Below are 11,854 nucleotides of genomic sequence, written 5' to 3'. Positions count from 1 at the left end.
CGACTAGCCACATCGCTCTTGGATTTCCACGGCCAAGTCGCCAAAAGGCCCACAATGCAGTTCGTAACCCGTCACTTCAAAGCGCTTCTGGCTCTGCTCTTCGTGAGCGCGGGCGCGACGGGGATCGTACTCGCGCAGCAGGAACAGCAGAATTCACGCGATTTCGGCCTGGACAGCGCCGCGAACTATGAGGTCACCGGCATCTTCGTAAACGCCACCGGCGAAAATGCGGAGGATGCGCGCCGCAATGCCTGGGAACAGGCCCAGCGCGAGGGCTGGCGGATGCTCTATGCGCGGGTCAATGGCGGTTCTGCGGCGCAGGCACCCAATCTCAGCGATTCGTCTCTCAGCGCGGTCGTGACCGGCATTATCGTCGAGGAAGAGCAGATCGGCCCGACCCGCTATGTCGGCCGGGTCGGCGTCATGTTCGATCGCGCGCGTGTCAGCCGCTATCTCGGCGTCTCCGGCGTCATCCGGCGCTCGCCGCCGATGCTGGTGCTGCCCGTGCAATGGGTCGGCAACACGCCGATGAGTTTCGAGGAACGCACGCCGTGGCAGCGGGCCTGGCTGCGTTTCCGGTCCGGCGACAGCCCGATCGATTATGTGCGGGCGAGCGGCACCGGCCCGACGCCCTTGCTGCTGACCGTTGGCCAGACCGGACGGCCGGGACGCGGCTGGTGGCGGTTCCTGCTCGATTCCTATGGAGCGGCCGATGTCGTCGTGCCCGTCGTGCATCTCCATTATGCCTATCCGGGCGGCCCTGTCGTCGGGCGTTTCGTCGCCTATCACGGGCCGGACCGGCGCAAGCTCGCCGAATTCTCGTTGCGCGTCACCAGCGCGCGCAGCCTTGAACAGCTGCTCGACGAAGGCGTCCGCCGGATCGATGCCGCCTATACGCGGGCGCTCGAAGACGGCCGTTTGCGGCCTGATCCGTCGCTGAACTTCGAATTCGGTCTCGACGAAGAGGCGCTGGAAGAGGCGCTCGACGAACTGGAAGGTAGCGTCGCTGCAGCCCAAACCCGTCCGTCCGCACCCGAAGTGAATACCGAACAGGCGACCGCCACGGGCCGCTATACGATCCAGGTCGTGACGCCCGACGCCAATGCGGTTCGCTCCAGCGAATCCGCGGTGCGTGGCACGCCGGGTGTACGCGGTGCGACGACTTCGAGCCTCGCCATCGGTGGGGTATCGCTGATGGAAGTCGATTATATCGGCGATCTCGATACGCTTGCCTCGGCGCTGTCGGCGCGCGGTTTCCAGGTTCAGCGCGGCGCGGGAACGCTGCGCATCAGCAGGGGCGGCGGCTCCAATGGTGCGACGCCGCCCGACGGCGAATGAGCCAGATTGCGCTGCCGCTCGACTGGCCCGAGTCAGGCCGGGATGACGCGTTCATCGTTGACGAGAGCAACACCGAGGCAGTCAAGCACCTCGACAATTGGTCGCTCTGGCCGGTCCAGACGAGTCTGCTGACCGGCCCGCGCAAATCCGGGCGTTCGACGCTGGGCCGGATTTTCGCGCGCAAAAGCGGCGGCAGCGTAATCGACGATGCCGATCTCTCCGAAGAAGAAGCGCTGTTCCACGCCTGGAATGCGGCGCAAGCCGAGCACCGGCCCTTGCTAATTATCGCGGACGAGCCGCCCCCGCGCTGGGAAATCGCGCTGCCTGACCTCAGAACGCGCATCGCCGCCAGTCCCAAGGTGCGGATCGCCGAACCGAGCGATGCGCTGATCGCCAATCGCCTGCATCAGCATTTTGGCGAGCGCGGCCTTGCCATGCCGGATACCGCGATCGACTATCTGCTCAAACGCATGGATCGCAGCCATTATGCGCTGTTCCAGATCATCGAAACGCTCGACCGGATGGTGTTCGAGCGGCGCGGGCGCATCACGCGGGATATAGCGCGCGCCGCCATGCAGGAATTGGGTTTCATCGACGCGTAACACTAAACCCGCTAAAAGCGTGTCATGGACGATTATAATCCCGATCATATCACCGAGGATTTCTCGCGCGAAACCGAAGCCGAACCGGGGACGGAAGACCGCTATTTCAACCGCGAACTGAGCTGGCTGGGCTTTAACGAGCGCGTGCTCGAAGAGGCCCGCAATGCGGCGCATCCCTTGCTGGAACGCCTACGGTTCCTGTCGATCTCGGGTAATAATCTCGACGAATTCTTCATGGTTCGCGTGGCCGGTCTGAAGGGCCAGCAGCTGCAGGGCGTCGAAATGCGCTCGGACGACGGCATGACGCCGAGCCAGCAGCTTGCGGCCGTCGCCGAGCGCGCCAATGCCCTGATGGACGAACAACAGGCCGTCTGGACCGAATTGCGCGCCGCGCTCGCCGATGCTGAGATTTTCGTGCTGTCGGACGATGAAATATCGGGCGAAGTCGGGGACTGGCTGTCGGAGCATTTCCAGAACCATATCTTCCCCGTTTTGACCCCTCAGGCGCTCGATCCGGCCCATCCCTTTCCCTTCATTCCGAACAAGGGGTTCAGCCTCGTCTTCGATTTACAGCGCAAGAGCGACGGCGCGCCGATCCGCGAACTGGTGATGGTGCCGACGACGCTGCCGCGTTTCGTGCGCCTGCCCGGCGAGATGGCGCGCTACATCGCCATGGAAACGATCATCCGGCGCTTCATCGATCTCCTCTTTCCCGGATATGATCTGGTCGGGCAGGGCGCTTTCCGTATAATCCGCGACAGCGATATCGAGGTCGAGGAAGAGGCCGAAGATCTCGTCCGCTATTTCCGCAGCGCAATCAAACGACGGCGGCGGGGCAGGGTGATCCGCCTCAAGCTCGAAGCAGACATACCCGACGATATGGAGGAATTGATCCGCCGCGAGATGGGTGGCGACGACGCCATGGTGGTGGAATCGAGCGGCTTTCTCGGCGTCTCCGATCTCGAACAGCTGGTCGAGGAAGATCGACCGGACCTCAAATTCCCGCCGTTCAGCCCACGCTTTCCCGAGCGGATTCGCGAACATGGCGGCGACTGTTTTGCGGCGATCAAGACCAAGGATATCGTCGTCCACCACCCCTATGAGACGTTCGATGTCGTCGTCGCGCTGCTTAAACAGGCGGCCGAGGACCCGGATGTCGTCGCGATCAAGCAGACGCTCTATCGCGCCGGCAAACAGTCCGCCGTCATCCGCGCGCTGATCGATGCCGCCGAAGCCGGTAAATCCGTGACCGCTGTTGTCGAACTCAAGGCGCGGTTCGACGAAGAGCAGAATCTTCTTTGGGCCAACGCACTCGAACGCGCTGGCGTGCAGGTCGTCTACGGTTTCATCGAGTGGAAGACGCACGCCAAGGTCACGATGGTCGTGCGCAAGGAAGAGGATGGCTATCGCACCTACTGTCATTTCGGCACGGGCAATTATCACCCGGTTACGGCCAAGATTTACACCGATCTCAGCTTCTTCACCGCCGATCCGCGCGCCGGGCGCGATGCCGCGCAGTTGTTCAATTATATCACCGGCTATGTGCAACCCGAGGGGCTCGAACTGATTTCCATGTCGCCGCGCGATATGCGGAACGACCTGATGAAGCTGATCGACGCGGAAATCGCAAACGAACGCGCTGGCAAGGAAGGCGCGGTCTGGGCAAAAATGAATTCACTCGTCGACCCGGCGATCATCGAAAAACTCTACGAGGCGAGCAATGCCGGGGTCGAAATCGACCTGATCATACGCGGTATATGCTGTCTGAAGCCCGGGGTGCCGGGCATGTCGGACAATATCCGCGTGCGCTCTGTCATCGGTCGGTTTCTCGAGCATAGCCGTATCGCCTGTTTCGGCAATGGCGCGGCGCTACCGAACAAGAACGCGCATGTGCTGATCAGCTCTGCGGACTGGATGCCGCGCAATTTCGACCGCCGCGTCGAATATATGATGCCCATCGAAAACCCGACCGTGCACGCGCAGATTCTCGATCAGGTGATGGTCGCCAATCTCATCGACAATGAACAAAGCTGGCAGCTCAACGCCGACGGCACCTATGACCGGATCAAACCCGAAGGACGGCCGTTCAACCTGCATCGCTATTTCATGACCAACCCGTCGCTGTCGGGCCGCGGCGCGGCGCTGAGCGAACAGGGTTCCATGCCGAAAAAGCTCCACGTCAAACGGCGTGGATAACGCAGTTTTCAGCGCCAAGGCGCGCGCCTAAGGTTCCGGCCGATGTCCGTGCTGTCCATGTTCCGAACGGAGGAAGAGCCGACCGTCGAGAAAGACGGCCGCACGGCGGTCATCGATATCGGCTCGAACTCGATCCGCCTCGTCGTGTTCGATGGGCAGGGCCGGCTTCCCGCCTTCCTGTTCAACGAAAAGGTGATGGTCGGGCTGGGCGCGCGCCGGGACGAGAATGGCGCGCTGCAGCCGGACGCGATCGGCGATGCGATGGACATTTTGCGGCGCTTCCGTTCGCTGGCTACCGCCATGAACGTCACCGATATGCGCGCGGTCGCGACAGCCGCAGTACGCGAGGCGAGCAATGGCGGTGAGTTGATCGCGCAGCTCGGTGATATCGGTATTCAGGTGCGCCTGCTCTCGGGCGAGGACGAGGCAAAGCTTGCGGCGATGGGCGTTTTGTCGGCGATTCCGGGCGCAGAAGGGCTGGTTGGTGATCTCGGTGGCGGCAGCCTGGAGCTGGCGCGTGTCGCGGACGGCGCGGTGAAGGAATGCGCATCCTTTCCGCTCGGCGTGCTGCGCATCGCCGAGTTGCGGAGTTCGGGCAAGAAAGGCGCACTCAAACGCGCGATCGCCAAGGCGCTGAAATCGGCGGACTGGACCGCGAAATGCGAAGGTCAGCCGCTCTACCTGGTCGGCGGCTCGTGGCGGGCGCTCGCGCGGGTGGATATGCAGCGGACCAAGTTTCCGCTGCCCATCGTACATCATTATACGATGCGACCCGAACGCGCGGCGAAGCTCGTCCGCCTGCTTGCGCGGATCGACAAATCGAAGCTCAACTGCGTGCCGTCCATGGCCTCGCAGCGCATTCCGCATCTGCCCGATGGCGCAGCGATCCTGTCACAACTCGTGAAGCAGATCGGTCTCGGCGAGCTGGTCGTGTCGGCCTATGGCCTGCGCGAGGGCCTGCTCTACGAACGGCTCGATGCGGAAACCCGTGCCATCGACCCGCTGATCGCCGCGACGCGCGAAGAGGGCGAACGCCAGGGCCGCTTTCCCGAGCATGGCGATCTGCTCAACCGCTGGATCGCGCCGCTCTTCACCGACGAATCGGATACCGACAAGCGGATCAGACTGGCGGCCTGTCTGCTCGCCGATACCGGGTGGCGCGCGCATCCCGAATTCCGCGCCGAACGCGGCCTCGAAATGGCGCTGCACGGTAATTGGGTCGGCATCGAGAGCAATGGCCGCGGCAAGATGGCGCAAGCGCTGTTCACCAATTTCGGTGGCGGCGTCGGCGTGGTTGAGGAGCTGGTCAATCTGTGCAGCACTAAAGAGCTCGAACAAGCCGCGCGCTGGGGTCTCGCCATGCGCTTCGGACAGCGTTTGAGCGGTGGCGTCGCGGAGCCGTTGGAGCTCAGCAATGTCGGAGTCGAAGCAAACCGGCTGATCCTGGCACTCGATAAGCGCGATGCGGAGCTTTACAGCCAACCGGTCGCCAAGCGCCACCGGCAACTGGCCGACGCGTTCGGGAAAGAGCCGGAGATGCGGCTAATCTAGCGGCTTAGCCGCAGTTGATATCCGTAATGACCGAATTCTCGTCATAGGAAATATTCAGGCGGTTCGGCCGGTAATCCATCGTCACCGCGCTGTTCGGCGGTATCCAGCGCAGGAGTTCGGCTCCGGTGACTTGCATCGCATTGGCGCCAAGCGCCTGCGTAACTGTCTCGCCGATCAGTGCCTGCGCCGGAGCGGCATTGCAGTCGCCACCGCCCGCCATGGGCGGCGTGTCAGACGTTGTCGCGCATGCCGCCGTCAGGCCAAGCGCAGCCACACTCGCAATCGCCTTATGCATCGGCCGTCTCCTCTTCTTTCGTGTGCGTCACCTTGAGTCTGCCGTCGCGCACGGCGAACGCCACCCGGCCCTCGACGAGATCGAGCGCATCGCGGCCAAATTCCTCATAGCGCCAGCCCGTCAGGATCGGCAGGTCTTCACGTTCACCCGCGGCCAGTTGCTCCAGCTCGTCCGCCTTGGCGACGAGCCGCGCCGCGACACCAATCTCACGCGACCGGATTTTCAGCAGTAATTTGAGCAGATCGGCGACGAGCGCGCCTTCTTTGCCGAGCCCTGGCTTGCGGTTCCGACGCGGCGGCATCTCGTCGTCCGGCAGCGGCCCGGCATTGGCGACGACATCCATGAGCCGCCCGCCAATATCGTTGCCGGCCCAGCTCGACGGCAGGCCGCGAATTTTCGCCAGCGCCTTCTGACTCTTCGGCGGATGGAGCGCGATATCGGCCAGCGTTTCGTCGCGCAACAGGCGGCCGCGCGGCAGATCCTTGTCCTGCGCCTCGATTTCGCGCCAGGCGGCGATCGCCTTCAGCCGTCCCAGCACTTCGGCCTTGCGGCTCTGGATGCGCACCCGTTTCCAGCTTTCTTCGGGTAGATTAGCGTAATTGGCGGGATCGGCGAGCTTCTCCATCTCGGCGTTGATCCAAGCGCCGCGCCCCGTCTTACGCAACCGGTCGAGCATCTTGGGAAAAATCTCGGCGAGATGGGTGACATCGCCGACCGCATAGTCGAGCTGGCGCTTGTCGAGCGGGCGGCGGGCCCAATCGGTAAAGCGCGCGCCCTTGTCGAGCGACTTGCCGAGCATCGCATCGACGAGATTGGCATAACCGATTTGTTCGCCGAGCCCGAGCGCCATCGCTGCGATCTGCGTATCGAAGATCGGATGCGGCGTCTTGCCCGTCAGATTGTATACGATTTCCACATCCTGCCCGCCCGCATGAAAGACTTTGAGCACATCCTCATTATCGACGAGCAGATCGAGAAGGGGGGCAAGGTTAACCCCGTCCGCCTTCGGATCGATCGCGGCGGCCTCGTCCCCGTTGCCGATCTGCACAAGGCATAGGTCCGGCCAATAGGTGTTTTCCCGCATGAATTCGGTATCGACAGCGACGAAGTCGGACTGGGCGAGCCGGTCGCAAAATTCGGAAAGAGTATCGCTGTCGTCGATCAGCGGATGGATATGCATGGCGGCGGACTATAGGCGGCGAGCGCGCATGAACCTAGCGGCGAGCCGACTATTATGTGGAAATTGCCGGCCCGCCGCTGTTCAGGCTTTGTATCTGTCGCGAGAGCTTTCGGTCCGCCTTAGCCGAGTTCGGCTTCGCATGCATCCGCATCGCTAGCGACACGTGCGGTGAATTCCTCCATCGAGCCATCTTCGCGGCCTTGTACGAACGTGCCCTGATGTTCGGTGATTTCGGCTTCGACATCGGCCGCACTCAGGCCCAGAGCTTCGCCCATTTCGACCGCACTCGCCATAATCACGCCGGCCCGGGCCTCCCGATCGTCTTCGTCGGCGCGAATCTCGGCGCGTTCCTCATCGGTATCGGCAAAAATGCCCTGCGAACCCACCAGGTCGGACGATGCCATCATCGTCGCACTGCATTCGACAGCCGCGCGATAGGCCATGCCCTCGGCGCTGGCCGGATCATAGGCTCCAGCGGCCGTGGCCTCTTCCTCTTCGCCAGCCTCTTCGGTTTCTTCGGTCGCTTCGGTATCGTCAGTGGCCGCCTCTTCGCCGCCCGCGCATGCCGCGAGCGCCAGCGCGGCGCCGGATACAAGTGCGATCGTCAGTTTCTTCATCAATTGCCTCCCATTTGGAAAATTGGCCGGAACGGCCGCCCGGAAGATTGTATCGCACAGCTTGATGGTCTTCGTCCATCCGGAGCGAGGGCCAGTCAGCAGAATATAAGGGGAAATCCGGCCCGGAGGAAATTTTCTTGCCCGATACGCCGACAAGCCTGTTGCCTGCGAAAGCAGGGCCGGTACACGCATATCGCGGCTTGCCCGCCTAGCCTATTCCGCTATGGAGCCGCGCATGACTATGCACAGCTACCGCACCCATAATTGTTCCGAACTGCGCAGCCACAATGTCGGCGAAGAGGTTCGCCTGTCCGGCTGGGTCCATCGCAAGCGCGATCATGGCGATCTCGTTTTCGTCGATCTGCGCGACAATTTCGGGATCACCCAGATCGTCACCGAAGTCGATGGCCCGGCCTTTGCAACGCTTGAAAGCCTGCGCTCGGAATCGGTGATCACCGTGACCGGCAAGGTTGTCGCGCGTTCGGCCGATCTGATCAATCCGAAGCTCGATACGGGCGAGATCGAGGTCCGCGCACAGGCGGTGGACGTGCAATCAGCGGCCGAGGAACTGCCGATGCCGGTGGCGGGCGAAGCCGATTATCCCGAGGATATCCGCCTCACATATCGCTATCTCGACCTGCGTCGGGAGAGCATGCACAAGAATATCCTGCTGCGCTCCGACGTGATCGCGTCCATCAGAAAACGCATGATCGAGCAGGGTTTCACCGAGTTCCAGACGCCGATCCTCACCGCGTCTTCGCCTGAGGGCGCGCGCGACTATCTGGTGCCGAGCCGCATTCATCCGGGCAAATTCTACGCGCTGCCCCAGGCGCCGCAGATGTTCAAACAGCTGATCATGGTCGCCGGTTTCGACCGCTATTTCCAGATCGCACCCTGTTTCCGCGACGAGGACGCGCGTGCCGACCGGTCGCCGGGCGAATTCTACCAGCTCGATTTCGAGATGAGCTTCGTCACGCAGGAAGATGTGTTTCAGGCCATCGAACCGGTACTGCGCGGCGTGTTTGAGGAATTCGCCGATTGGGACGGGAAGGGGCGGACCGTCGATCCGGATTTCGTGCGCATTCCCTATGCCGAAGCGATGCTCAAATATGGCTCGGACAAGCCGGACCTCAGAAACACACTCGAAATCTGCGATGTGTCCTCGCATTTCGAAGGCTCCGATTTCGGCCTGTTCGCCAATATCGTCGGCTCGGGCGGCGTGGTCCGGGCGATCCCGGCGCCGAACACCGGCGACAAGGGCCGGCGCTGGTTCGACAGTATGAACGAATGGGCGCGCAGCGAAGGTTTCGCAGGACTCGGCTATATCAACCGCAAGGAAGGCGCGCCGTCGGGCCCGATCGCCAACAATCATGGCGAAGAGAAAACCGCCAAGCTGCTCGAAGAGCTGCGTCTTGGCGACGCGGATAGCGTCTTCTTCGCAGCCGGCAAGGAAGCGGATGCCGTCAGGTTAGCCGGCGGGGCGCGAACCAAGCTCGGCGAAGAACTCGGCCTGATCGACGAAAGCGTCTTCAAATTCTGCTGGATCGTCGATTTCCCGATGTACGAGTTTGACGAGGAACAGCAGAAGATCGATTTCAGCCACAATCCGTTCTCGATGCCGCAAGGCGAGATGGAGGCGCTGGAAACGCAGGACCCGCTGGATATCCTGGCCTGGCAATATGACATCGTCTGCAACGGCGTAGAGCTGAGCTCCGGCGCGATCCGGAACCACCGGCCGGACATCATGTATAAGGCGTTCGAGATCGCGGGCTACACAAAGGCCGATGTCGACGAGAATTTCTCGGGTATGATCAACGCCTTCAAATATGGCGCGCCGCCGCATGGCGGGTCTGCGCCAGGCATCGACCGCATCGTGATGCTGCTCGCCGGCGAGCCCAATCTGCGGGAGGTAGTGCTGTTCCCGATGAACCAGAAGGCCGAAGATTTGATGATGGGCGCGCCGTCTGACGTTAACCAGCGCCAACTACGCGAGCTTAACATCAGGATTGTAGAGCCGCCGAAGGAATAGGCTGTAGACTTTCCTCCGCTCTTATACGACGTTGTCACTTTGATTGGTGGGGCGCAATTATGAGTGAAGAAAACGAGGAAGCATTTTGCAAATTTAAGTCGGCAGAGAAGAAATCATTCTTGCAGCGCTTTACAGATCGCTGGTTCATGCCCGCGTCGATTATTGTGTCCGGACTTGCGGCCATCTTTGCATTTCTAGGAAATCAAACAGCAGAGCGAGCTCGCCAAGAAGCCGAACAGGCATCCGCAGCGGCGCAGCAGGCCGCCGAGAGCGCGCGATTGAACTTGGATCGTGAGCGACTACAACAAGACTATGGAGTCGAGATCACCAAGTTAGTCTTCGAGAGCATCGTCGACGAGGATACTCGACAGCAACGGACTCTGTTGCCACTCATCTCCAGTATCCAAGATCCCAAAATAAAACGTGCGCTTTCGTCAATGATCGAAGAAGAAACTGACGATCCAGATGTTGAATCTGAAGCGAACAATATCGCGGAACGCGCAGCTATTGAAGTTATGCAAGAAGAACTCGCTCGAAGGCTTTCGACCCCTGCAAAATCTTTTCAGATTTTTTGGTGCACAGGCGATAATTCTGATAGAAATAGAAGGGTCGCCGAAAATGCTGGTCGAATACTGCAGTCGCTGAATGATGAGATCGTCGGAGCCTATCGCGTCGGCAGTTTTTCTATTAGATCAATCGACGCGCAAACTGAACGGCGGCTTTCTGGCACAAATATATCGCGTCCTTACGATGCAATTCGGTCGGATAGAGGTGACGCGAATGAAAATGAGTTTGCCGCACTGATCGCAACCCGTTTCAGAAGCAGTCAGATTCCTGTGACGATTCAAAGAAATCGATCGAGATCGCCTAGATCTGTTTCGATTTTCTTTTGTGCCTAGAGGCTCTCGGCTGGAACGCGGTTTTTGAACCGAAGCCAGAGTTTGGCGTCTTTGCCTGTTGAATCGGGGCGACCCCTATCTGTGCGTCGAACGCATCGCGCAGTCAGTAGCGATCTTGCTCGCATCGCAGAATAGCAGGCGAAGCAGGGCCGATTTCACGCCATAGCCACCTGTCTCGCCAATGCCCGCGACGCCTATTTACCCGAACTTGACCCATTTTATGCCAATGCAGAATCCGGAACGAATTGTAGCTTTTATTGCGGGCAATCAAATGGCACGCTGAAAGAAACCGTCATTCCAGCGAAGGCTGGGGTTACGGCCTGAGGGAGCCGTCATGAGCATTGATCTTTCCGAGTACGAAAAAGGCGCCAAATTCGACGGCGACTATGACGAGACGCTGGCGAAGCTGCAGGAAGAGCTCGCCCAAATCCAGGCCGCCTATATCGCCAATGGCAAGCGCGCTGTTATCGCCATCGAAGGCTGGGACGCGTCCGGCAAGGGCGGTACGATCCGGCGGCTTACGGGCCGGTGGGACCCGCGCTTTTTCGAGGTTTGGCCGATCGGTGCGCCGACTCCCGAAGCCAAGGCGCGGCACTTTCTCTGGCGTTTCTGGAACAAGCTGCCGGGCAACCGCGAGATCAATATTTTTGACCGCACCTGGTATGGCCGCGTGCTCGTGGAGCGCGTCGAGGGCTATTGTTCGGAAACCGAATGGCGGCGCGGCTATGACGAAATCAACGAGTTCGAAGCGCAGCAAAAGGACAGCGGCACGCCGATCATCAAGCTCTTCATGCATGTGACGCAGGAAGAACAGGACGAACGTTTCCGAAAACGGCTCAATAACCCCTGGAAGCGCTGGAAGCTGACCGAAGACGATTTCCGGAACCGTGCGATGCGCAACGAATATCTGGCCGCTATCGATGACATGTTCGCGCGCACCGATACGCGCTGGGCGCCCTGGACCGTCATCGACGGCAACAACAAGAAATCCGCCCGCATCGCGGCGATGCGCCATATCGCGGACCGGCTGGAAGAACAGGTCTCGATGGAGCCGCCCGAGGCCGATCCGAAGATCGCCGACCTTGCGGCGTCCCATTTGGGGACAGCGCCCAAAGACTAGATTAACGAAATTTGCGAAGCCCGCTTT

At 60.8% G+C, this 11,854-nt stretch carries 10 protein-coding genes; 7 read left to right on the top strand and 3 right to left on the bottom strand.

What is annotated here, in order from left to right; translation table 11 throughout:
- Window positions 1-54: 54 nt before the first annotated feature.
- From Q0974_RS12365 to Q0974_RS12350, 4 genes are read left to right on the top strand one after another with little or no spacing between them, the layout of a single operon-like run.
- Window positions 55-1,338 (top strand): heavy-metal-associated domain-containing protein, encoded by a 1,284-nt coding sequence (locus Q0974_RS12365; RefSeq protein ID WP_299328005.1) that lies wholly within the window; start codon window positions 55-57, stop codon window positions 1,336-1,338.
- Window positions 1,335-1,940 carry a chromosomal replication initiator DnaA gene (locus tag Q0974_RS12360; protein WP_299328003.1) on the top strand — a complete coding sequence of 202 codons (606 nt, stop codon included), beginning with the start codon at window positions 1,335-1,337 and terminating at the stop codon, window positions 1,938-1,940. Before Q0974_RS12365 ends, Q0974_RS12360 begins: the two co-directional genes overlap by 4 nt.
- Before the next feature lie 24 nt (window positions 1,941-1,964).
- Window positions 1,965-4,136: an RNA degradosome polyphosphate kinase gene (locus tag Q0974_RS12355; protein ID WP_299328001.1), complete on the top strand. Its 2,172-nt coding sequence runs from the start codon at window positions 1,965-1,967 to the stop codon at window positions 4,134-4,136.
- Between the two features lie 42 nt (window positions 4,137-4,178).
- Window positions 4,179-5,687: a Ppx/GppA family phosphatase gene (locus Q0974_RS12350; protein ID WP_299328000.1), complete on the top strand. Its 1,509-nt coding sequence runs from the start codon at window positions 4,179-4,181 to the stop codon at window positions 5,685-5,687.
- A 4-nt stretch (window positions 5,688-5,691) separates the two neighbouring features.
- Here Q0974_RS12350 and Q0974_RS12345 read toward each other — a convergent pair whose 3' ends face one another.
- From Q0974_RS12345 to Q0974_RS12335, 3 genes are all read right to left on the bottom strand, one after another.
- Entirely contained in the window at window positions 5,692-5,982 is a 291-nt protein-coding gene (locus Q0974_RS12345; protein ID WP_299327999.1) for an I78 family peptidase inhibitor, read from the bottom strand.
- On the bottom strand, window positions 5,975-7,162 hold the full coding sequence (rnd, locus tag Q0974_RS12340) for a ribonuclease D (protein WP_299327997.1): 1,188 nt from the start codon (window positions 7,160-7,162) through the stop codon (window positions 5,975-5,977). Before rnd ends, Q0974_RS12345 begins: the two co-directional genes overlap by 8 nt.
- A gap of 119 nt (window positions 7,163-7,281) precedes the next feature.
- On the bottom strand, window positions 7,282-7,779 hold the full coding sequence (locus Q0974_RS12335; RefSeq protein ID WP_299327995.1) for a hypothetical protein: 498 nt from the start codon (window positions 7,777-7,779) through the stop codon (window positions 7,282-7,284).
- Between the two features lie 241 nt (window positions 7,780-8,020).
- Here Q0974_RS12335 and aspS point away from each other — a divergent pair, with 241 nt between their 5' ends.
- The 3 genes from aspS to Q0974_RS12320 all read left to right on the top strand — a co-directional run bounded on the left by aspS (window position 8,021) and on the right by Q0974_RS12320 (window position 11,827).
- On the top strand, window positions 8,021-9,808 hold the full coding sequence (aspS, locus tag Q0974_RS12330; RefSeq protein ID WP_299328532.1) for an aspartate--tRNA ligase: 1,788 nt from the start codon (window positions 8,021-8,023) through the stop codon (window positions 9,806-9,808).
- Between the two features lie 59 nt (window positions 9,809-9,867).
- Window positions 9,868-10,707 (top strand): hypothetical protein, encoded by an 840-nt coding sequence (locus Q0974_RS12325; RefSeq protein ID WP_299327993.1) that lies wholly within the window; start codon window positions 9,868-9,870, stop codon window positions 10,705-10,707.
- 334 nt (window positions 10,708-11,041) lie between these two features.
- Window positions 11,042-11,827: a polyphosphate kinase gene (locus tag Q0974_RS12320; protein WP_299327991.1), complete on the top strand. Its 786-nt coding sequence runs from the start codon at window positions 11,042-11,044 to the stop codon at window positions 11,825-11,827.
- Window positions 11,828-11,854 lie beyond the last annotated feature (27 nt).

Source organism: Parasphingopyxis sp. (assembly GCF_028279465.1).
GTDB lineage: Bacteria > Pseudomonadota > Alphaproteobacteria > Sphingomonadales > Sphingomonadaceae > Parasphingopyxis.
This window is presented reverse-complemented; position numbering and strand designations above follow the sequence as displayed.

Bases quoted from the DNA above. Each gene is read 5' to 3' on its own strand.
- aspS (WP_299328532.1), top strand. From the start codon at position 8,021: ATGCACAGCTACCGCACCCATAATTGTTCCGAACTGCGCAGCCACAAT.
- Q0974_RS12360 (WP_299328003.1), top strand. From the start codon at position 1,335: ATGAGCCAGATTGCGCTGCCGCTCGACTGGCCCGAGTCAGGCCGGGAT.
- Q0974_RS12350 (WP_299328000.1), top strand. From the start codon at position 4,179: ATGTCCGTGCTGTCCATGTTCCGAACGGAGGAAGAGCCGACCGTCGAG.
- Q0974_RS12325 (WP_299327993.1), top strand. From the start codon at position 9,868: ATGAGTGAAGAAAACGAGGAAGCATTTTGCAAATTTAAGTCGGCAGAG.
- Q0974_RS12345 (WP_299327999.1), bottom strand. From the start codon at position 5,982: ATGCATAAGGCGATTGCGAGTGTGGCTGCGCTTGGCCTGACGGCGGCA.
- rnd (WP_299327997.1), bottom strand. From the start codon at position 7,162: ATGCATATCCATCCGCTGATCGACGACAGCGATACTCTTTCCGAATTT.
- Q0974_RS12365 (WP_299328005.1), top strand. From the start codon at position 55: ATGCAGTTCGTAACCCGTCACTTCAAAGCGCTTCTGGCTCTGCTCTTC.
- Q0974_RS12355 (WP_299328001.1), top strand. From the start codon at position 1,965: ATGGACGATTATAATCCCGATCATATCACCGAGGATTTCTCGCGCGAA.
- Q0974_RS12320 (WP_299327991.1), top strand. From the start codon at position 11,042: ATGAGCATTGATCTTTCCGAGTACGAAAAAGGCGCCAAATTCGACGGC.
- Q0974_RS12335 (WP_299327995.1), bottom strand. From the start codon at position 7,779: ATGAAGAAACTGACGATCGCACTTGTATCCGGCGCCGCGCTGGCGCTC.